21 protein-coding genes are annotated in these 20855 nt (G+C 71.1%); 16 read left to right on the top strand and 5 right to left on the bottom strand.

The genetic code is table 11. From position 1 onward, the window contains the following. Positions 1 to 17: 17 nt before the first annotated feature. Genes R2B38_RS02055 through R2B38_RS02045 form a run of 3 tightly spaced genes read left to right on the top strand, consistent with a single transcriptional unit; the run spans position 18 to position 2460 of the window. Positions 18 to 1196 carry an acyl-CoA dehydrogenase family protein gene (locus tag R2B38_RS02055; RefSeq protein ID WP_318014655.1) on the top strand — a complete coding sequence of 393 codons (1179 nt, stop codon included), beginning with the start codon at positions 18 to 20 and terminating at the stop codon, positions 1194 to 1196. After that, positions 1193 to 1705: a nuclear transport factor 2 family protein gene (locus R2B38_RS02050; RefSeq protein ID WP_318014654.1), complete on the top strand. Its 513-nt coding sequence runs from the start codon at positions 1193 to 1195 to the stop codon at positions 1703 to 1705. Before R2B38_RS02055 ends, R2B38_RS02050 begins: the two co-directional genes overlap by 4 nt. Beyond that, on the top strand, positions 1705 to 2460 hold the full coding sequence (locus tag R2B38_RS02045) for an SDR family oxidoreductase (RefSeq protein ID WP_318014653.1): 756 nt from the start codon (positions 1705 to 1707) through the stop codon (positions 2458 to 2460). Before R2B38_RS02050 ends, R2B38_RS02045 begins: the two co-directional genes overlap by 1 nt. Before the next feature lie 72 nt (positions 2461 to 2532). On the opposite strand, the gene R2B38_RS02040 is transcribed toward R2B38_RS02045, so the two are convergent. Both R2B38_RS02040 and R2B38_RS02035 read right to left on the bottom strand, forming a co-directional pair. Further along, positions 2533 to 3453: an NADP-dependent oxidoreductase gene (locus R2B38_RS02040; protein ID WP_318014652.1), complete on the bottom strand. Its 921-nt coding sequence runs from the start codon at positions 3451 to 3453 to the stop codon at positions 2533 to 2535. A 223-nt stretch (positions 3454 to 3676) separates the two neighbouring features. Continuing rightward, complete coding sequence (locus R2B38_RS02035; protein WP_318014651.1) at positions 3677 to 4873, bottom strand: CoA transferase; 1197 nt, start codon at positions 4871 to 4873, stop codon at positions 3677 to 3679. Between the two features lie 146 nt (positions 4874 to 5019). Here R2B38_RS02035 and R2B38_RS02030 point away from each other — a divergent pair, with 146 nt between their 5' ends. From R2B38_RS02030 to R2B38_RS02005, 6 genes are read left to right on the top strand one after another with little or no spacing between them, the layout of a single operon-like run. Next, a complete protein-coding gene (locus tag R2B38_RS02030) occupies positions 5020 to 5520 on the top strand; it encodes a PaaI family thioesterase (protein WP_318014650.1) in 501 nt (166 codons plus the stop codon). Between the two features lie 4 nt (positions 5521 to 5524). Then, entirely contained in the window at positions 5525 to 6370 is an 846-nt protein-coding gene (locus R2B38_RS02025) for an enoyl-CoA hydratase-related protein (RefSeq protein ID WP_318014649.1), read from the top strand. Between the two features lie 15 nt (positions 6371 to 6385). Next, on the top strand, positions 6386 to 6838 hold the full coding sequence (locus tag R2B38_RS02020) for a MaoC family dehydratase N-terminal domain-containing protein (protein WP_318014648.1): 453 nt from the start codon (positions 6386 to 6388) through the stop codon (positions 6836 to 6838). Continuing rightward, positions 6835 to 7257 carry a MaoC family dehydratase gene (locus tag R2B38_RS02015; protein WP_318014647.1) on the top strand — a complete coding sequence of 141 codons (423 nt, stop codon included), beginning with the start codon at positions 6835 to 6837 and terminating at the stop codon, positions 7255 to 7257. The genes R2B38_RS02020 and R2B38_RS02015 overlap by 4 nt, the downstream gene beginning before the upstream one ends. 4 nt (positions 7258 to 7261) lie before the next feature. After that, complete coding sequence (locus tag R2B38_RS02010; RefSeq protein ID WP_318014646.1) at positions 7262 to 8713, top strand: class I adenylate-forming enzyme family protein; 1452 nt, start codon at positions 7262 to 7264, stop codon at positions 8711 to 8713. Next, positions 8706 to 9827 (top strand): serine hydrolase domain-containing protein, encoded by a 1122-nt coding sequence (locus R2B38_RS02005; RefSeq protein ID WP_318014645.1) that lies wholly within the window; start codon positions 8706 to 8708, stop codon positions 9825 to 9827. Before R2B38_RS02010 ends, R2B38_RS02005 begins: the two co-directional genes overlap by 8 nt. 71 nt (positions 9828 to 9898) lie before the next feature. Here the strand turns inward: R2B38_RS02005 and R2B38_RS02000 are convergent, their stop codons facing one another. Both R2B38_RS02000 and R2B38_RS01995 read right to left on the bottom strand, forming a co-directional pair. Further along, positions 9899 to 11080, bottom strand: coding sequence for an amidohydrolase family protein (locus tag R2B38_RS02000; protein WP_318014644.1), 1182 nt, complete (start codon positions 11078 to 11080; stop codon positions 9899 to 9901). 136 nt (positions 11081 to 11216) lie between these two features. Then, a complete protein-coding gene (locus R2B38_RS01995) occupies positions 11217 to 11948 on the bottom strand; it encodes a FadR/GntR family transcriptional regulator (RefSeq protein ID WP_318014643.1) in 732 nt (243 codons plus the stop codon). 240 nt (positions 11949 to 12188) lie between these two features. On the opposite strand from R2B38_RS01995, the gene R2B38_RS01990 reads away from it, so the two are divergent. Further along, the gene (locus R2B38_RS01990) at positions 12189 to 13016 is read left to right on the top strand and encodes an enoyl-CoA hydratase-related protein (protein WP_318014642.1); all 828 of its coding nucleotides are present in this window, start codon (positions 12189 to 12191) and stop codon (positions 13014 to 13016) included. Beyond that, on the top strand, positions 13013 to 13588 hold the full coding sequence (locus R2B38_RS01985; RefSeq protein ID WP_318014641.1) for a DUF2889 domain-containing protein: 576 nt from the start codon (positions 13013 to 13015) through the stop codon (positions 13586 to 13588). The genes R2B38_RS01990 and R2B38_RS01985 overlap by 4 nt, the downstream gene beginning before the upstream one ends. Positions 13589 to 13820: 232 nt before the next feature. On the opposite strand, the gene R2B38_RS01980 is transcribed toward R2B38_RS01985, so the two are convergent. After that, positions 13821 to 15047 (bottom strand): acyl-CoA dehydrogenase family protein, encoded by a 1227-nt coding sequence (locus tag R2B38_RS01980; RefSeq protein WP_318014640.1) that lies wholly within the window; start codon positions 15045 to 15047, stop codon positions 13821 to 13823. 125 nt (positions 15048 to 15172) lie between these two features. On the opposite strand from R2B38_RS01980, the gene fabG reads away from it, so the two are divergent. Genes fabG through R2B38_RS01955 form a run of 5 tightly spaced genes read left to right on the top strand, consistent with a single transcriptional unit; the run spans position 15173 to position 20647 of the window. After that, positions 15173 to 15919: a 3-oxoacyl-ACP reductase FabG gene (gene fabG, locus R2B38_RS01975; RefSeq protein WP_318014639.1), complete on the top strand. Its 747-nt coding sequence runs from the start codon at positions 15173 to 15175 to the stop codon at positions 15917 to 15919. 22 nt (positions 15920 to 15941) lie between these two features. Further along, positions 15942 to 17192: an acetyl-CoA C-acetyltransferase gene (locus R2B38_RS01970; protein ID WP_318014638.1), complete on the top strand. Its 1251-nt coding sequence runs from the start codon at positions 15942 to 15944 to the stop codon at positions 17190 to 17192. Continuing rightward, positions 17192 to 18631, top strand: coding sequence for an OB-fold domain-containing protein (locus tag R2B38_RS01965; protein ID WP_318014637.1), 1440 nt, complete (start codon positions 17192 to 17194; stop codon positions 18629 to 18631). Before R2B38_RS01970 ends, R2B38_RS01965 begins: the two co-directional genes overlap by 1 nt. Further along, positions 18628 to 19836, top strand: a complete 1209-nt coding sequence (locus tag R2B38_RS01960) for an acetyl-CoA acetyltransferase (RefSeq protein WP_318014636.1) — start codon at positions 18628 to 18630, stop codon at positions 19834 to 19836. Before R2B38_RS01965 ends, R2B38_RS01960 begins: the two co-directional genes overlap by 4 nt. A gap of 16 nt (positions 19837 to 19852) precedes the next feature. Then, positions 19853 to 20647, top strand: a complete 795-nt coding sequence (locus R2B38_RS01955; RefSeq protein ID WP_318014635.1) for a glucose 1-dehydrogenase — start codon at positions 19853 to 19855, stop codon at positions 20645 to 20647. Positions 20648 to 20855: the final 208 nt, after the last annotated feature.

Here is a 20855-nt window from a genome sequence, read left to right as displayed (position 1 = left end):
ACCCAGGAGAGGCAGACATGGAAGTGGATTTCGGGCCCGCCGTACGCGACTTCCGCGACGAACTGCGGGACTGGTTCGCGGATCATCTCGTGGGTGAGTTCGCCGAGCACCGGGGCGTGGGCGGCCCCACCGACGGAGCGGCCTGGGACGTACGCCTCGCCTGGGACCGCGAGCTGTCGGCCGGGAACTGGCTCGGCGTGGGCTGGCCGAAGGAGTACGGCGGACGCGGGCTCGGACTGATCGAGGAGATCGCCTTCGAGTATGAGTACGCCCGCGCCAATGCCCCCTACCGTGCCACCGTCAACGCCCTCGACCTGCTCGGCCCGATGCTCCTCGCGATGGGCGACGAGGCTCAGAAGAAGCGCTTCCTGCCGCCGATCCTCGCCGTCGAGGAACTGTGGGGCCAGGGCTTCAGCGAGCCCGGCGCGGGCTCCGACCTGGCCTCCGTCCGCACCCGGGCCGAGCGCGACGGCGACCAGTGGGTGGTCAACGGGCAGAAGGTGTGGACCTCGTTCGGCGTCCACGCGGACTGGCTCTACGTCCTCACCCGCACCGACCCCGACTCCCGGCGCCACAAAGGCCTCACCCTGCTGCTCCTCCCGACCGACCAGCCGGGTGTGGAGATCCGCCCCATCCGCAACCTCGCCGGCCAGGACGAGTTCGCCGAGGTCTTCCTCTCCGACGCGCGCACCGGCGCGGACATGGCCGTAGGAGAGGTCGGTCAGGGCTGGCGCACGGCGATGGCCACGCTCGGCATCGAACGCGGCACCACCCTGCTGCCCCAGCAACTCGGCTTCGAGCGCGAGGCCGAGGCACTGATCGACCTGGCCCGCGCGCGGGGCGCGCTCGACGACCCCATGCTGCGCCGCCGGATCGTGGACGCCTGGATCTCCGTACGCATCATGCGCACCACCAACCTGCGGACGATCGCCGAACTGACCGCGGGCCGCACACCGGGCCCCCAGGCCACCACGGCGAAGCTCTACGCCTCGACACGCCACCAGCAACTCGGCCACCTGGCCATGGAGTTGGCCGGACCCGCCGGACAGATCGTCGGCGAGGACTACGAACTCGACACCCGGCAGCGCTCGTTCCTGCTCTCCCTCGCGGAGACGATCTACGGCGGTTCGAGCGAGATCCAGCGCAACATCATCGGGGAGCTGCTCCTCGGTCTGCCGAGGGAGCCGCGGCCATGACCTCGTCCGAGGACCGCCTCGACCGCATCGAGTCCCACCAGGCCATCCAGCAACTGCCCATCCGCTACGCCCTGGCCGTGGACTCCCGCGACCTCGACGCCTGGGTCGGCTGCTTCCGCCCCGACGTCGACATGGGGCGCCACGGCCGGGGACGAGAGGTCCTGCGGCAGCACATCGAGCCCCTGGTGCGCGGCTTCCACCGGTCGGTGCATCAACTCTGCGGCCACCGAATCGAGTTCACCGGCCGCGACACCGCGACCGGCGCGGTCTACTGCCGGGCCGAGCACGAGGTCGGCGACCGGTGGATCGTGATGGCGATCTGCTACTTCGACGACTACGCGCGCGTCGACGGCGACTGGTACTTCTCCCGGCGCCGCGAACAGCACTGGTACGCGGCCGACGTGACCGACCGCCCCCAGGCGGTGGGCTTCAACGGCTGGGAGGGCGCGGGAGAACCGGCGCTGCCCGACGCCTTCCCCACCTGGACGGCCTTCTGGAAGGAGACGTGATGCCACGGTTGTCGGGCAGGACGGCACTGATCACCGGCGGAGGCCAGGGCGTGGGCCGAGGCATCGCCCTGGCACTCGCGGCCGAGGGCGCGGCCGTGGTCATCAGCGGCCGCACCGAGGCCAAGCTGAAGGACACCGCCGGGGAGATCGCCGAGCGCGGCGGCAGGGTGTACACCGTCGTCGGGGACGTGGGGGAACGGGACGACGTCGACCGGATGGTGGCGGAGACGGTACGGGCGTTCGGCGGCCTCGACGTGCTCGTCAACAACGCCCAGTCCTCGGTGCAGCGACGGCTGGAGAAGACGTCGTACGACGATGTCGAACTCACCTACCGAAGCGGGCCGTTGGCCGTCTTCCACGCGATGCAGGCGGCCCTGCCCCACCTGAAGGAGAGCCGCGGCAGTGTCGTCAACCTCGGTTCCTCGGCGGCGGTGCAGGGCGAGGCGACCTTCGCGGCGTACGCCATGGCCAAGGAGGCGATCCGGGGGCTGAGCCGGGTCGCCGCGCGGGAGTGGGGACGGTACGGGATCCGCGTGAACGTCGTCTGCCCGGCGGCGCTCAGCCCCGCGGCGGAGGACTATCTGGCCGCGCATCCGCAGAAGGCGGAGGAACTCGCCCGCGAGATCCCGCTGGGCCGGCTCGGCGCCCCGGAGGCGGACATCGGCCGGGCGGTGGCCGCGCTGGTGAGTGACGACATGGCGTATCTGACGGGCGCGACGCTGATGCTGGAGGGCGGCCGGACCCTGATCGGGTGAGGTCCCCGACACAGGGACCAACCGTGACGAAGGCGGAGCCCCCGAGGCGGACCGGTCACTGCCCCCGCGTGCTCACGGACGAACGCGGATGATCGTCTTTCCCTTGCGTCGCCCGGTCGGATTGAGGGCGGCGACGGCATCGTCCAGGTCCGCGACGATGTCGATGTTCGTCCGCAGTCGTCCGTCCCGCACCCGCCGCACGATCTCTCCCAGTCCGGCACGATCGGCCTCGACGACGAAGTCCACCGCCAGGCCGCCGGCAGCGGGCCGTGACTCGACCGGGCCGACGACGGACACCAGTGCTCCGCCGGCCCTGACCAGGTCGGCGGACCGCTTCTGAAGGTCGCCACCGATGACATCGAACACCAGATCGACGCCGCCGACGTCTTCCAGCGCGTCGTTCTCGAGGTCGACGAACTCGTGCGCGCCGAAGTCGAGCGCCTTTTCACGGTCCGCGGCGCGTCCGGTGCCGATGACATGGGCGCCGGCCTCACGGGCGAGCTGGGTCACCATCGTCCCGACCGCCCCGGCCGCGCCATGGGCGAGGACGGTCTGGCCGGCCTGAAGGCGGCCGTGCTGGAACAGCCCCTGCCACGCGGTCAGACCTGAGATCGGCAGGGACGCGCCCACCGTGAAGTCGACGTCGCCGGGAAGCGGCGCGAGGTTGCGTGCTTCGATGGCCACACACTCCGCCAAGGTTCCGTCACGGTGCCAGTCGGCGAGGCCGAACACTCGCTGCCCGACCGACAGCCCCGTCGTGCCGTAGCCGAGGGCGGTGACCACCCCGGCCAGCTCGTGGCCGGGGATCGACGGTGCCCGGTCACGGCCGGCGCGATCGGTCCAGGTCGAGGGCCACTCCATCTCGGTCGGGACGAATCCCGATGCGTGAATCCGGACGACGACGTCGTTGATCGCCGGCTGCGGCTCGGGTCGCTCCACCAGAGTCATCCCGGCCGTTCCCGCAGCCTGGTCCGTCACCTCGATCGCTTTCATGGGATCACTTCCTCGATCATCTGTCTCTCAGCTGGAAATATCGCGGGGATGGAAGGGGCGTTCGGCTATGCGCACGTCGTCATGCCTCCGACCTTAGGAGCGAGGCAGCCCAGGCATGTGGTCCATTTCCGTGACAAATTCCTGGGCCACTTCGAAGTTCACCCGTGTGCCGGATCGACCGGGCCAGGGCCCCGCGGCTACGACAGGATCCGCCGGACAGGCCCTAGACGACGCCTCGCGCCCGCAGGCCGTCGAGCTGATCCTCCGTCACCCCGGCCAGCGCGCACAGGACTTCGGCGGTGTGCTCGCCCAGCGCGGGCGGCGGGGTGTAGCCCTCGACCGGGGTCGCCGTGAGGCGTATCGGATTCGCGAGCAGCGGCAGTCGGCCCGATACCGGATCGTCGACCTCGACCAGCATCTCCCGGTGCCGGATCTGGGGGTCGGCGAAGACCTCGGGCATCTCGTTGAACGGGCCCGCCGGCACGTCGTGTTCGTCCAGCAGGGCCAACCAGTCGTCCCGGGTCCGGGTCCGCATGATGCCGTCGAGGACCGGCAGGATCTCCTCCCGGTGGGTGATCCGGGCGGAGGTCGTGGCGAACCGGGAGTCCTGGAGCAGGTCCGTGCGGTCGGCCGCCGCACAGAACGCGGCGAACTGCTTGTCGTTGCCCGCCACGAGGAAGAGCGGCTTGTCCGCGCACTGGAACGCCTGGGAGGGGATGCCGCCGTAGCCGCCGTTGCCGCGCCGCTGCGGAACCTCCCCGGAGACCAGGTAGTTCATCGCGAAGTGGGAGAGTGAGGCCAGTCCGCAGTCGAGCAGGGAGAGGTCGATGAACTGGCCCTCTCCGGTGGCGTCCCGGTGCCGCAGCGCCGCCAGGACGGCCGTGCCGGCGTACAGGCCGGTGAGGATGTCGACCATGCTGACGCCGACCTTCATCGGCTCGTCGGGGTGTCCGGAGACGCTCATCATCCCGGACATGGCCTGGAAGATGCCGTCGTAGCCGGGCCGCCCGGCATACGGGCCGGTCTGACCGAAGCCGGTGACCGACAGATAGACCAGGCGCGGGTTGAGGGCCAGCAGGCTCTCGTGGTCGAGGCCGTACTTCGCCAGCGTTCCCGCGCGGAAGTTCTCGACCAGGACGTCCGAGCGGGCGGCGAGGGAGCGGATCAACTCCTGCCCCTCGGCGGTCGCGTGATTGACCGTCACAGACCGCTTGTTGCGGTTGCAGGAGAGGTAGAAGGCCGCGGTGTCCGTGCCGGGGGCGAACGGCGGACCGTACGTCCGTGAGTCGTCGCCGGTTCCGGGCCGCTCGACCTTGATGACCTCCGCGCCGAGATCGGCCAGCAGCTGGGTGGCCAGGGGCGCCGCGAGGATGCGGGACAGGTCGAGGACGCGGATCCCGGCCAGGGCGGTCGACGGCATCGAGGTCTCCCTCTGTTCACGGACATCGAATGAGTTATATAAATAATACATCTGGCGCCCCGGCTGCGCCCCGTGTGATTGCTTCAACTATCCAATTCATGTAACTATATGGATCGGCTGACCGGCCGAGACCGGAGGGCGTGCGGATGACCGTCGCGGCGAGACCCCTCACCGACCAGGAACAGCGCGAACGCCGCGAGTGGTTCCGGTCCCGCTGGGAGCGCGGCGTCGCGTTCAACCGCCTCTGCCGGCTGCGCATGGTCCGCTGGGACCCCGACGGCGTCGAGGTCGTCCTTCCCTACGCCGAGCAACTCACCGCCCACGAAGGCGTGTTCCACGGCGGGGTGCTCTCCGCGCTCATCGACACCGCGGGCGCGGGAGCCGTGATCGCCGGGCACGACTTCCAGAAGGGGAGTCGGCTCAGCACCGTCTCGATGTCGGTGCAGTACCTCGCGCCCGCCCGGGGCCGGGAGGCCGTCGCCTACGCGCGCTGCGTCCGACGGGGCCGCAGGCTGCACTTCGCCGACGTCGACGTGATGACCGACGGGGTCGTCTGCGCCCGGGGGCAGGTGGTGGTGACCATCTCCGGCGAGCGGCCGGGAGTCGGCGAACCCATCGACCCCATCGACCCGCTGACCGAGGAGTGACGCGATGCCCGAGGAACCCGACCAGGACCTGGTGCTGTACGAGGTCGACGAGGACGGTGTCGCCACCGTCACCCTCAACCGGCCCGAGCGCAAGAACGCCTGGAGCCTCCCCATGGAGCGCCGCTTCTTCGCCCTCCTGGACGAGGCCGCCACCGACCCCGCCGTCCGCGTCGTGATCGTCACCGGCGCCGGCCGGGCGTTCTGCCCCGGCATGGACGTCCAGCGGCTGGAGCAGAACGCGCAACCGGGCCAGTCCCTCAACCTCCAGGCCCGCGTGCCCATGTACAGCAGGCGGAACATGCCCAAGCCGCTCATCGCGGCCGTCAACGGCGCCTGCGCGGGCATCGGACTCGTCCAGGCCCTGATCTGCGACGTACGCTTCGCCGCCCGAGGCGCCCGTTTCACCACCGCCTTCACGCGCCGCGGCCTCGCCGGCGAATACAACCTCCCCTACGTGCTGCCCCGCGTCATCGGCCTGGAGAACGCCCTCGACCTCCTCCTGTCCGGCCGCGTCTTCGACGCCGACGAGGCGAAGCAACTCGGCCTCGTCAGCCGGGTGGTGGAGCCCGAGGACCTGCTCGACGCGGCCCGCGCCTACGCCCGCGACATCGCCCGCAACTGCTCACCGCGCGCCATGGCCGTCGTACGCCACCAGGTGTACGGCGACCTCGACCGCCCCTTCACCGAAGCGCTCGCCCGCTCCTACTCCGCCATGGAGTTCTTCGCGGGCTCGCCGGACTTCCGCGAGGGGGTCGCCAGTTTCGTGGAGAAACGGGAGCCCAAGTTCGAGGGACTGCCCCCGGACTTCGACCCGGACGAGGCCACCCGCGACGCGTTCCTGCCGTACTGACCGAGGAGTTGGAAGATGACAGGGCAGCCCTTCCCGGTCGAGGCCGGGCACATCCTGACGTTCGCCCGGGCCATCGGCGACGAGAACCCGGCCTACGTCGGCGAGAGCGCGCTCGCGCCGCCCACCTTCACCATGGCGAGCGCCCACCACGACCCCGACTACCGGCTGCGGCCCAAGCCGGGCGAGGAGTGGTTCGGGTCCGGCGCCGAGCCCGGAGTGATGCCCGAGGGCGGTGGCGGTCTGCACGCCGAGCAGCACTTCGAATACCACCGGCCGGTGCGCGCGGGGGAGACCCTGTACGCCACCACCGTCGCCGGCCGCAGCTGGGAGAAGCAGGGCCGCACCGGCCGCCTGCTGTTCAGCGAGCGCATCACCGAGTACCGGGACGCCGACGGCGAACCGGTCGTCAGCGCCCGCACCGTGGCCGTCGTGCCCGAGGCCCCCGCCACCCGGAAGGACGCCCGATGAGCCTGAGTGTCGACGACGTCAAGGTCGGTGAGACGCGCGAGAGCGTGCTGGTCGATGACCTCAAGCGCACCCGGATCGTCCAATACGCGGGCGCGTCCGGCGACTTCAACCCGCTGCACACCGATGAACGATTCGCCACCGAGATCGCCGGCTACCCCGGTGTCTTCGCCCACGGGATGCTCACGATGGGCATGACGGGCCGCGTCCTGACCGACTGGGTCGGCGTCGAGGCGCTGCTGACCTTCGGGGTGCGCTTCAAGGCCCAGGTGTGGCCCGGCGACACCCTGACCGCGACGGCGACCGTCGAGTCGGTCGAGGACTCGCCGGACGGCCCGGTCGCCCACTTCTCGCTGCGAACCGTCACTCAGGACGGCGCCGAGGTGGTCACCGGCACCGCGACGGCCCTGCTGGAGCCCTGAACCGGTGGGCGCCGAGCAGGAGTTGACCTGGACGGCGACGGTGCTCGCCGCCTACGACCACTCCCGTCCCGCCGTCCGGTTCGGGGACCTCACCTGGACCGGACGCGAACTCCTCGACCGGGCGGCAGGCGCCGCCGACTGGCTGGACACCCTCGGCCTCGCCCCCGGCGCCCCGGTACCCGCCCTGGCCGCCACCTCCGCCGACGCCCTCGCGCTCGTCATCGGCGGCGCCGGGTCCGGCCACCCGCTCGCCCCGCTCGGCGTCCGTATGACGCCGTACGAGATCGCGGCCGTGGTCGAAGCGTCCGGAGCCCAACTCCTCGTCGCGCAACCCGAGTTTGCGGAACTCGGCGAACAAGTCGCCAAGCTGTCCGGCCGCCGGGCCGTCGTCGTCCCCGAACTCCGCCCGAGCACAAGGCCGTTGACCGCCGAGCCCGACGACCTCGCCGCCGTCCTGCACACCTCGGGCACGACAGGCCTCCCCAAACCCGTCCGCATGACCCAGCGCCGCCTGGCCGCCCGCGCCCGCGTCAACGGCCGCCTCTGCGCGCTCGATCCGGACAGTTTCTACGGGGGCAGCGCGCCCTTCCACCACATCGCCGGCCTCGGCAACATCGCCGTCGCCCTCGCCGCGGGCGCACTGGTCACCGGGCTGCCCCGCTTCACCGTCGAGGGCTGGGCCCTGCTGCGCGACCTCGGCGCCACGCACACCAGCATGGTCCCGGCGATGCTGGAGACCCTGCTGGCGGCCGGCCAGGCGCACCACGAGACGCTGCGTGTCCTCCAGTACGGCGGCGCGCCCGTCCGCCCCGGCACCCTGCGGCGGACCTACGAGGCGATGCCCGGCGTCCGCATGCTCAACATGTTCGGACAGACCGAGGGCTCACCCATCAGCGTGCTCACCCCCGAGGACCACCGGGAGGCGGTCGCCGGACGCACCGACCTGCTGCGGTCCGTGGGACGGCCCGCCCCCGGGGTGGAACTGCGGGTGCGCGACGCCGCACCGGACGGCGTCGGCGAGATCCACGCCCGCGCCGACCACCTCTTCCGGATCGACGCCGAAGGCTGGCTGCACAGCGGTGACTTGGGCCGGGTGGCCGAGGACGGCTACCTCTACCTGTACGGCCGGGGCAGCGACATGATCATTCGGGGCGGCGAGAACGTCCACCCGCTGGAGGTCGAGACCGTCCTGGCCGCGCACCCCGGCGTCGCGGACGTGGCGGTCACGGGCGCACCCGACGAACGGCTCGGCCAGACCGTCGTCGCCTTCGTCGTACCGGCCGACCCCGACGCCCCACCGGAACCGGCGTCGCTCAGGTCGCACGCCCGCGCCCGGCTGTCCGGATTCAAGATCCCCGTCCGCTGGTGGTTCGTGGCCGGCCTGCCGCGCAACGCCAACGGCAAGGTCGTACGGCGTCGGCTGCGCGAGCCCGGCCAAGGAGAAGCCCATGACTGACCACTCCGTCGTCGCCCCGGAGAGCGTGGGGGTGGACCCGCACCGGGTGGACGTCCTGCTGCGCCGGATCCGTCTGGAGGTCGAGGACGGGCCACTTCCGTCCGCTCAGGTCGCCGTCGCCCGCGGCGGTCGCCTGGTGGCGTTCGAGACCTGGGGGGACGCCGGACCGGACACCCGATACGTCCTGCAGTCCGTCGGCCGGTCGATCGTCGCCGGCGTCGTGTGGAAGCTGCTCGGGGAGGGACTCCTGCACCTGGACGAGCAAGTCGCCGCGATCATCCCGGAGTTCGCGCCGAACGGGAAGGAGACGGTGAACGTCGAACAGGTGCTCACGCACACCGCCGGCTTCCCCTTCGCCCCCCTCGGCTACCCGAAGATGCTGGACCGCGAACAACGGCTCGCCGCCTTCGGGCGCTGGCGGCTCGACACCCCGCCCGGCACCCGCTTCCAGTTCCATCTCACCGCCGCCGCCTGGCTGATCGCCGAGATCGTCGAACGGCGCACAGGGCTGCCCTTCGCCGACTACCTCCACGAGCGGATCGCCCGCCCGCTGGGCCTCACCTCGATCGAACTCGGCGTCCCGGTCGAGCGGCAACCCGGCACCGTCGCCCCGATGACCGCCACCGACCGCACCGACGACACCCAGGAACCCGACCCCTGGGGACCGTGGTACCTCGCCGACCCCCGCGTCCTGGCGGCCGGGGAGCCCAGCCACGCCCTGGTCGCCACCGCCGCCGATGTCGCCCTGTACTTCCAGGCGTTGGAGCACTCGGGCCTGTGGAAGCCGGAGGCGGTCGCGGAGGGCACCCGCATCCGGCTGACCCGACTCCCTTACGGGGAGCAGCTCTACGGGGGCGGTGGGACCCGGCGTACCAGCATGGGTCTGTTCGTGACGGTGGCCGGTCCGGACGCCGGCAGCCAACTCCCGTCCACCGGCTCGCCGTCGCTCTTCGGCAGCGCGGGTGCCGCCTACCAACTCGGCTTCATGGACCCGGAGTCGGGCCTGTCCTTCGCCTGTCTGAGCAACGGCTATCCGCTCGCCGGCTACGACCACACTCCGCGCGGTACGGCGCTGCTCACCGACATCGCGAACCTGGCGGCGGACCTGGTCTGAGCCGCGGTGAAACGGGAACGGGCCCGGTACCGAAATCGGTACCGGGCCCGCTCTGTTGGGGCGTCAGGGGCTCAACGGCTGATCAGCTGCTGGGCGTTGTTGTACATGATGTCGTCCTGGACGGACTCGTCGAGTTCCGCGAGGAGCTTGCGGTAGTCGGCGGGGTTGGCGATGCCCTCCGCGTGCGGGAAGTCCGAGCCCATCACGATCGACTCGTGGTAGCCGAGCCGCTTGACCAGGCTCGGGATGTCGTCCTCCGGGTAGGGCACCACACGGATGTGCTTGCGGAACACCTGACTGGGCCGCTCACTCAACTGCCCGCCGATCCAGGGACCGTTGCGGCCCATGCCGCGGCTCTTGTCCATGTGCCGGACGAAGTGCGGCACCCACTCGGCGCCGAACTCGGAGACCAGGACGTTGATGTCGGGGAAGCGCTCGAAGAGGTTGTCGAAGATGAGCGCGGAGAGCGTCTCCTCGATGGGACGCTGGCCGTAGGTGTTCATCCACTGCCACGCGGACATCCGGAAGTGGATGGGGCTCGCGTCATGACCCCAGGCCGGGGCGACATGTGAGTTGTAGTAGAACTCGCTGATGTGGTAACAGACGCTGGCCTTGGCCTCGTTGACCAGTTTCCAGAACGGGTCGAAGTACGGGTCGCCCGGTGAGCGGCCGTACTGCGGCCCGGTCGGCAGCATGATGAACCGGGCGCCCCGCTCCAGGACGTACTCCAGTTCCTTCACCGCGCTGTCCAGGTCGCGCAGCGACAGCAGCGCGGGGGAGTAGATGCGGTCCTGGTGGTTGAAGCCCCACACCTCGTTCATGTAGCGGTTGAACGAGTGGTAGTTGGCGTAGAGCGGCTCGACGCCCTGTACGTACTCCTCGGCGACCAGTGCCCAGCCACCCGGGTAGATGATCGTCTGGTCGAGGCCCTGCTCGTCCATGACGCGCAGCCGGGCCTCGCGGTTCTGGTACGACTCGTGCATCGGCTCGAACTGGTACGTCTCGTCGGGGTTGCCCGAGGCCATCGCCTTGAGCATCTCCTTGAGCGAGCCGGGCCGGTAGACCTGCCCGAACTCCGGCTCCAGGCAGACCACGATCCGGTCCCCGGCGAGGATGACCTCGCGGCCGTCCGCGAGTGTCACCGGGGCCACTGCCTGGCCGAGGAACTCCTTCGGGAGGTAGCGGGTGAAGGAGTCCCGTTCCTCGTACATGTGCTGGTCGCAGTCGAAGATGCGCTTGCGCTGTTCGGCCATGGCCGTCGCCTCCGGACCCCAGATCTATTCAGTACGCCTCCTATAATTATCTAACTGTTTCGGAGGCGCAAGGGGTGAGGGGGAAACGGCTCGGCGATCCTCGATCGGCGCGGTCGGCCGATGAGGATTCGCCTGGTCAGTCGATGAGTTCGAGCACCGTCTTGGGGCCGGCCCCGTTCACCACGTCGTCGGCGCCGCTGATGTGGCGCTGCCACAGCTTCTCCGCCTCGTCGGCCTTGCCGGACTCGATCAGCCCGACCAGGCGCACATGGGCCCGGTGCCCCTTGAGGGCCTGTGCCTTCTGGGTCGCCGCGTCGGTGGCGGCCGCGGTGTACGAGGCGTTGGCCCGGTCGATGATGTTGCGCAGCATGCCGCACAGGAGGATCAGCGTCTGGTTGCCGGTCAGCTCGACCAGCAGGGCGTGGAAGGTGTCCTGGGCGTCGACCAGGCTCAGCGGGTCGTCCAGTACGGCCTTCTCGGCCGCCACCGCGTCACGCAGTCGCTTGATGTCGTCCGCCGTGTGCTTGGCGGCCAACTGGCGTACGCAGGGCGGCTCGATGACGGCCGCGGCGCGGTAGACGTCGCCCAGGGTGGCGCCGCGGTACTCGAGGATCAGGCCGGCGAAGCGGGCCGCGACATCGGAGTCCGGCGCGCTCACCCGGGCGCCGCCGTGCGCGCCGCGCCGCACCGTGATCAGTGACTCCGACTCCAGGACGCGGAACGCCTCGCGCAGCGTCGGCCGGGAGATGCCGAACTGCTCCATCAGCCCCGACTCCGGCGGCAGGGCGTCGCCCGGCTTCAGCTCGCCCCGTACGATCTGGCGGCGCAGCTCAGCGGCGACCAGCTCGGCGGTCTTCGGGACACGCACCTGACGTCCGACGCGGCCACGCGCGGGGACGGGCACGGTTGGCGTTTCTGCACGGGCTGCCTCGGCCACGGCGGGCTCCTCCGTCATATAGCAAAATGAATCGTCTTAGTACATCGAGGGTACCAGGTCAAGGGTTGGGTGATCTTCCCTCGGTGAGGCCTGATCTGGTGCCCGGACCATGGTTGGGTATATAGATGATTCATCTAGCTATAAAGCCAACGGGCTCTGGGAGTGACCTCGATGAACGAGCATGCGGCCCCGGTGATCCTGGGTGAGCTGACCGGTGACGGAGTCATGCTGCTCACCCTGAACCGGCCCGAGCGGCACAACGCCTGGACCCTGGAGATGGAGCTGCTCTACAACGAGCTGTTCGACCGCGCGGAGGCGGACCCGGCGGTACGGGCCGTCGTCCTCACCGGCGCGGGGCGCAGCTTCTGCCCGGGCATGGACATGAGCGTGCTGGACGGGGCGTCCTCGGGCGCGCGCCCGTGGCCGACCGACCGGCTGCCGCCGCGCACCCGGCCCATGTCGTTCCCCAAGCCCCTGGTGGCGGCCGTCAACGGCGCCTGCGCCGGCATCGGCTTCAACCAGGCGTTGATGTGCGACGTACGGTTCGCCGTTCCGGGCGCCAAGTTCGCCGCCGCGTTCAGCGCGCGCGGCCTGGTGGCCGAGGACGGTGTCTCCTGGCTCCTGCCCCGGATCGTCGGCTACGGGAACGCGAGCGACCTGCTGCTGTCCTCGCGCCGCGTCACTGGCACGGAGGCGGAGGCGATGGGCCTGGTCAACCGTCTCGTCGAGCCGGAGGAGCTGCTCCCGGCGGCGCTCGCGTACGCCGCGGAACTGGCCCGCTCGGCCAGCCCGTACGCGATGTCCCTCATCAAACGGCAGCTCGCCGACGACCAGGCGAGAAGCTTCACCGAGAGCCGCGACACCGCCGCCGCGCTGCTGGCCACGGCGAAACGCGCCCCCGACTACCGCGAGGGTGTGCGCAGCTTCATCGAACGCCGGCAGCCGGAGTTCGCCGGACTGGGGGAGAACGTGCCGGAACCGGCGGAGGCCTCGTCGTGAGCCGCGCCGAACTCCCGCTGCACCGCCGCACCATCACCGTCACCGCCCACCAGGAGCCCGGAGGCGAGGAGATCTCGGTCGAGGCGGAGCTGCGGGACGAACGGCCGTGGGCCGAGCCGGCGGTCGCCGACATCCACCGGATGGTGCTGGCGGTGCGGGTCCGCCTCGCGGACATGACCATCGTGGCCGCCGACGCGGACATGCTGACCTTTCCGCACGCCGAGTGCCCGTTCATCACCCCGGTCTTCGACAGCCTGGTCGGCCTCGGCGTCGCCGCCGGGTACAACCGGGCGATCCAGGAGCGGTTCCGCGGTGTCCTGGGCTGCTCCCACCTCTACGAACTGGCCCGGGCGCTCGGCCCGGCCGTGGTGCAGGCGGCCATGTCGGCCAACGCGCGCCGCCGTGACGCGGGCGAACCCGCGAACGGCCCGCGCGCCACGGCCGGGGTGCTGAACAGCTGCCACATCTGGGCCCCGGACGGCGTGGGCCTGCGCAAGCTCGACGCGGGCTGGCGCCCGGGCACAGGTCCGCGACCGGTACCCGAACTCGGGACGTTCGAGGCGCACGAGTGAGGTCACGGCGCTGACGGCCGGCCGCGCGAAGGCGGGGCCGGGGTGGTCGAGGTCGACCGCGCGGACGCGGAATCGGCCCCGGCCGGGCCCACGTGGATCCGACAGGCACGGCGGCAGCCGCTGACTGACCGCGGCCTGGGGTGCCGCCGAACCGGCTTCGACCAGCTGCCGCCGCACCGGCCGTAACCAGCAGCCGCTGAACCGGCCTCGACCAGTCGTCGCCGGTCCCGCCTCAAGCAGTCGTAGCCCTCGGTTCGCGCGGCAGCCCCAGCACCTTCTCCGCGAGGATGTTCCGCTGCACCTGCGAGGTGCCCGCGTAGATCGTGCCGGAGCGGGCGATCAGGTACGTGGTCGACCAGGACGCCGAGGAGTTCGCGGCGCCGGGGTCGTCCGTGCGGTAGGTGCGCAACGGCGTTCGGCCGACCGGCACTTGGGCGTGCAGGCCCATGATGTCCATCGCGAGATCGGTGACCTTCGTGTGGTACTCGCTCCAGTACAGCTTGGCGATCGACGACTCGGGGCCGGGCTCCGTGCCCTTGAGCCAGCCGGTGAGGATCCGGTAGCCGAGATAGCGCATGATCTCGACCTTGGACCAGCACCAGGCGATCCGCTGCCGGATGACCGGATCCTGGTCCTTGCCGTAGAGGCGGGCCAGTTCCACCAGGCGTTCCACCTCGGCCCGGAACAGGATCGGGTTGGTGGCCGCCTCCTCCCCGCGCTCCACGCCCAACAGGCTCTGGGCGACGGTCCAGCCGTTGTCGACGCCGCCCACGACCAGGTCGGCGCGGGTGCGGGCGCCGTTGAAGAAGACCTCGTTGAAGTGGAGTTGGCCGCTCATCATGCGGAACGGCCGTACCTCGACGCCGGGTTGGTCCAGCGGGACGAGGAGGAAGGAGATGCCGCGGTGCTTGGGGGCGGCGCGGTCCGTGCGGGCCAGGACGAAGATCCAGTCGCTGTGGTGGGCGCCGGACGTCCACACCTTCTGGCCGTCGATCACCCACTCGTCGCCGTCACGGACGGCGCGTGTCGTCAGCGACGCCAGGTCCGAGCCCGCGTCGGGCTCCGAGTAGCCCTGGCACCAGGTGTCCTCGCCGCTGAGGATGCGCGGCAGGAAATGGCTCCGCTGCTCGTCCGTGCCCCAGCGCAGCAGCGTGTTCGCCAGCATCTTCACGCCGAAGGTGTCCTGCGGCAGCCCGAACGGCACACCGGCCAGGGCCAGTTCCTCCATCAGGACCACCTGGTGGAGCTTGGACAGGCCCCGGCCGCCGTACCGCTCGGGCCAGGTGAGGGAGAGGTAGCGGTGCTCGGCGAGCCGGCGCCGCCAGTCCCGGGCGAAGGACCAGGCCGCCTCCTCGTCGAGGGCGCCGATGCCCTTCCAGTCCGGCGGCAGTGCCTCGGCGAGGAACCCCTTGACCTCGGTGCGGAACGTCTCGGTCTCCGCGGGATAGCTGATGTCCACCCGTGTGCTCTCCTCGCCCGGCCTCGCTCGCCCCAGCCGATCGCTGTATTGATTGTTTCAGCATAATAGGTTATCTATTTAGAAGGAATAGAGCGGCACGGCGTCGAGCCGAAGGGCGGGCTGACATGGGGCTTCTGGACGGCCGCAACGCGGTGATCACCGGCGGAGCACAGGGCATCGGCTTCGAGATCGCCGGTGTACTCGGTGCGGCGGGCGCGTCCGTCGTCCTCGGCGACATCAACGCGGACGCCGCTGCCGAAGCCGCCGAACGCCTCGCCAAGAACGGCGTCGCCGCCACCTCGCTGCGCTGCGACGTCACCGACGAGGACGAGGTCGCCGCCCTGGTCGCCCACTGCGCCGACACCTTCGGCCCGGTCGGCGTCATGGTCAACAACGCCGGGATCACCCGCGACGCGACCCTGCGCAAGATGGCCGTGGCCGACTTCCGCGCGGTCGTCGACGTCCATCTGACCGGCGCCTGGAACGGCACGCGGTACGCCGCCGAGGCGATGCGCGCGCACGGACACGGCGGCAGCATCGTCAACATCTCGTCCATCGCCGGCAAGGTCGGCAACTTCGGCCAGACCAACTACAGCGCGGCCAAGGCCGGACTGATCGGCCTCACCAAGGCCTCCGCCAAGGAACTGGCGAAGGCGGGCATCCGCGTCAACGCCGTACAGCCCGGCCTGATCCGCACCGCCATGACCGAGGCGATGCCCCCGGCCGCCTGGGACGCGAAGCTCGCCGAGATCCCCCTGGCCCGCGCGGGCGAGCCCGCCGAGGTCGCCCAGGCCGTCCTCTTCCTCGCCTCCGACATGGCGAGCTACATCACCGGAGCCGTTCTCGAGGTGACCGGCGGCCGGTACATGTGACCCCTCGTGAAAGGCATGGCTGATGTCCGCCCTCCTGCGTGACGCGGTGATCTGCGAACCCGTGCGTACCCCCGTCGGCGGCTACGGAGGCGTCTTCCGCGACGTACCGGCGACCGAGCTGGCCGCCGCCGTCGTACGCGCCGTACTGGACCGCACCGGCATCCCGCCCACCGCCGTCGACGACGTCCTGCTCGGCCAGTGCTACCCCAACGGCGAGGCCCCGGCCATCGGCCGCGTCGCCGCACTGGACGCCGGTCTGCCGGTGGAGGTGCCGGGACTCCAGATCGACCGCCGCTGCGGCTCCGGACTGCAGGCGATCATCACGGCGGCGATGCAGGTGCAGACCGGCGCGAGCGACCTCGTGCTGGCGGGCGGCGTCGAGTCGATGAGCCAGGCCGAGTTCTACACCACCGGCGTCCGCTTCGGCGTACGCGGCGCGGGCACCACCCTGCACGACCGGCTGGCCCGCGGCCGAGTCACCTCCGGAGGCGTCAACCACCCTGTTCCCGGCGGGATGTTGGAGACCGCCGAGAACCTGCGACGCGAGTACGCCATCTCCCGAGAGGAACAGGACCGACTCGCCCTGCGCTCCCACGAGAAGGCGGTCGCCGCCCAGCGCGAGGGCCGCTTCATCGACGAGATCGTGCCGGTCACCGTACGCACACGGAAGGGCGAGACGGTCGTCGACACCGACGAACACCCGCGCCCCGACTCGACGTTGGAGAAACTCGCGAGCCTGCGCCCCGTGCTGGGACGGCAGGACTCGGAGGCCACTGTCACCGCCGGGAACGCCAGCGGCCAGAACGACGGCGCCGCCCTCTGCGTCGTCACCCACCCCGAGCGCGCCGCCGAACTCGGCCTGCGCCCGCTGGCCCGCCTGGTCTCCTGGGCCGTCGTGGGCGTGCCGCCGGAGACGATGGGCATCGGCCCAATACCCGCGACGGCCAAGGCACTTGACCGGGCGGGGCTGAAACTCGCCGACATCGACCTCATCGAACTCAACGAGGCATTCGCCGCCCAAGTGCTCGCCTGCACCCGCGAATGGGCCCTGACCGAGGCCGACTTCGAGCGGTTCAACGTCAACGGCTCCGGCATCTCGCTGGGCCACCCCGTCGGCGCCACCGGCGGCCGCATCCTCGCCACCCTGCTGCGCGAACTCGACCGCCGCCAGGCCCGGTTCGGCCTGGAGACCATGTGCCTCGGCGGCGGCCAGGGCCTGGCCGCGGTCTTCGAACGACCGACCCGCACGACCAACGCCAATGGAGGACGCTGATGGCCGGACTGATCGCATACGGCGCCTACGTGCCGTACCACCGCCTCGCCCGGGCCGACATCGCCGCCACCCTCGGGACGCCCCCGGCCCGGGGCACGCGCGCGGTCGCGGGCTACGACGAGGACACCACCTCGATGGCCGTCGAGGCGGCCCGGTCCGCCCTGGCCAGGGACGGACTGCGGACCCGCGTCGGCCAGCTCTTCCTCGCCACCGCCGCACCCGCCTATCTCGACAAGACCAACGCGACCGCCGTCCACGCCGCGCTCGGCCTCGACCCGCACGTCCTCGCCGTCGACATGGCGGGCTCGGTCCGCTCCGGCCTCGGCGCCCTGGTCACCGCCGCCCGCTCCCCCGTACCGACGCTCGCGGTCCTGTCCGACCTGCGCACCGGCCTGCCCGGCGGCGCCGAGGAGAGCACGGGCGGCGACGGCGCGGCGGCGTTCGCCTTCGGCGGACACCGCAACGGCGCCCCCGTGCTCGCGGAGCTGCTCGCCCACGACACGGTCAGCGACGAGATCCTCGACCGCTGGCGGCTGCCCGGCGCGCCCGCCTCCCGCGTCTGGGAGGAGCGTTTCGCCGAGGAGATCTACGTGTCCCTCGCGGACAAGGCGCTCACCGCCGCCCTCGACCAGGCGGGCCTGGACCGGGGCGCCATCGACCACCTCGTGGTCTCCGGCCTGCACGCGCGCGCGTGCGCGACGGTGCGTCGTACTTCAGGAGTACGGCCCGAGGCAGCGACCGCGGACCTCACCGCGGCGATCGGCAACGCCGGCACCGCCCAGCCCGGCCTGCTTCTCGCCGACGTCCTCGACCGGGCCGAACCCGGCCGGATCATCGCGCTCGTCGTCCTCGGCGACGGCGCCGGAGTCCTGCTGCTGCGCACCACCGACGCCCTCCCCGCACACCGCGCCGCCCGCCCGGTCGCCGCGCAGATCGCCGCGGGCGGTGCCCCCATGCCGTACGCCACCTACCTCTCCTGGCGCGGTCTCCTCGACCGCGAGCCGCCCCGCCGCCCTGACCCGGAGCCGCCCTACGCGCCGCCCGCGCACCGGCGCAACAGCTGGAAGTACGGCTTCGTCGCCTCCCGTTGCGAGAAGTGCGGGACCCGGCATCTGCCGCCGGACCGGGTGTGCGTGTCCTGCCGGAGTGTCGACGCCATGACCGACGAGCCGATGGAACAGGTGCGGGGCACGGTCGCCACGTTCACCGTGGACCGGCTGGCCCACACCCCGAGCCCGCCGATGCTCGTCGTGGTCGTCGACTACGACGGCGGCGGCCGTTTCCGCTGCCAGCTCACCGACGCCACCGAGGCCGACGCCGTCATCGGCGCCCGGGTCGAGATGACCTTCCGGCGCACGGTCACCGCCGCCGGCGTCCACAACTACTTCTGGAAGGCCCGGCCGGTACGCACCGGCGAGACCGAGGGGACAGGCGCATGAGCTCGCACGGAATCCGGGACCGGGTCGCGATCGTCGGCATGGGCTGCACGCCCTTCGGCGAGCACTGGGGCCGCTCGGCGGACGACCTGCTGGTCGACGCCGTGGGCGAGGCGGTCACGTCGGCCGGCATCACGCTCGACGACATCGACGCGTTCTGGCTCGGCACCCAGGCGTCCGGGGTCTCTGGGCTGACCCTCAGCCGCCCGCTGCACCTGCCGTACAAGCCGGTCACCCGCCTGGAGAACATGTGCGCCACGGGGTCCGAGGCGCTGCGCAACGCCTGTTACGCGGTTGCCTCCGGCGCCTACGACGTGGCGATGGCGGTCGGCGTGGAGAAGCTCAAGGACTCCGGCATGTCCGGGCTCTCCGGCACCTCGATGCCGGGCGCGGGCGACGACAGCCGCGGTGAGATCACGGCCCCGGCGAACTTCTCCCTGCTCGCTCCCGCCTACGCGGCCAAGTACGGCCTCGCGGAAGAGGAGTTGAAGGACGTCATCACCCGCATCGCCTGGAAGAACCACGTCAACGGCGCCCGCAACCCCCGCGCCCAGTTCCGCAAGGAGGTGCCGCTGGAGCGCATCCGGTCGGCGCCGATCGTCGCGGGCATGCTCGGTGTGTTCGACTGCTCGGGGGTCTCCGACGGTTCGGCGGCGGCGATCGTCGTACGCGCCGAGGACGCCTACCGGTACACCGACAAGCCCATCTTCGTGAAGGCGCTGTCCTTCGTCGCCGGCCCGGCGGACGGACTCCTGGACCCCGACTACGACTTCACCACCTTCCCCGAGGTCGTCGTCTCGGCCCAGGAGGCCTACCGGCAGGCGGGCATCACCGACCCGCGCGCCGAACTCGCCCTCGCCGAGGTCCACGACTGCTTCACACCAACGGAGTTGGTGCTCATGGAGGACCTGGGTTTCTCGGAGCGCGGACAGGCCTGGAAGGACGTCACCAGCGGCGCCTTCGACCTGGACGGCTCGCTGCCGGTCAACCCGGACGGCGGCCTGAAGGCCTTCGGCCACCCTATCGGCGCCTCCGGCCTGCGCATGATGTTCGAGGCCTGGCTCCAACTGCGCGGCGAGGCACCGCCCGAGCGGACGGTCGCCTCCGTGGCGGAGGGCCGCACCCTCGCCCTGACCCACAACCTCGGCGGCGGCCCCGGCGAATGCGTCTCCTTCGTCTCCGTCGTAGGCAGCGAACTCACCGACTGAGAAAGGTGGTTGAGTCATGGGACGACTCGATGACAAGATCGTGATCGTGACCGGAGCCGCGTCCGGCATCGGTGCCGCCACCGCCCGCCGCGTGGCGGCCGAGGGGGCCCACACGGTCGTAGCGGATCTGAATCTCGACGGTGCGAAGGCGGTCACGGAGGAGATCCGGGCGGCCGGCGGTTCCGCCACGGCGGTCCCGGTCGACCTGGGCGACATCGACTCCGTAAGGGCCATGGTGGCCACGGCAGTTGAGACGTACGGCGGCCTCGACGTCCTGCACAACAACGCGGCGGCCACCCACCTGGCCGCCCGCAGGGACCTCGCCGTCCTGGAGGCCGACCCGGCGGTCTGGGACGACACCATGCGGATCAACCTCCGCGGCACCATGGTCGCGATCCAGGCCGCCGTCCCGCACATGATCGCGCGCGGCGCAGGTTCGATCATCAACACCTCGTCCGGCGCCGGTCTCACGGGCGACCTGCGCAACCCCGCGTACGGCGCCTCGAAGGCCGCCCTCATCAACCTCACGCAGTACGTCGCCACCCAGTACGGCAAACAGGGCGTGCGCTGCAACGCCATCGCCCCGGGGTTCATCGTCACCCCGGCCAGCGCCGGTTCGGCGCACGGGGCGATCCGGGAGAAGATGCTCCGCCACCACCTCACCCCGCGCCTCGGCCGGCCGGAGGACGTCGCGTCGGCGGTCGTCTTCCTCGCCTCCGACGAGTCCGCCTTCGTCACCGGACACACCCTGCGCGTGGACGGCGGACTGCTGTCCCACGCGCCGTACGTGGCGGACCTGCGCGAGGCGTGACGCGATCCCGTCGGGGCGGACCTCCGGGAGTCGGTGTGCGGACATGCTCTGTCAACCAGGCGTCGGCGGCGGCCAGTTCGTCGACCGGAACACGTTCGACGGCCCGCCGCGTCTCGCGGACGCTGTTCGCGAATCCGGTGCGGCCGGGGCACCCCTTCCGAGAAAGCGTGACACTTCTCGCGAAAGTGTCACGCTTTCTCGGCTGTGC

The sequence above is a fragment of the Streptomyces sp. N50 genome (genome assembly GCF_033335955.1).
Classification (GTDB): domain Bacteria; phylum Actinomycetota; class Actinomycetes; order Streptomycetales; family Streptomycetaceae; genus Streptomyces.
Note: the sequence above shows the minus strand (reverse complement) of the source record. Positions and strands in the feature narration are given on the sequence as shown.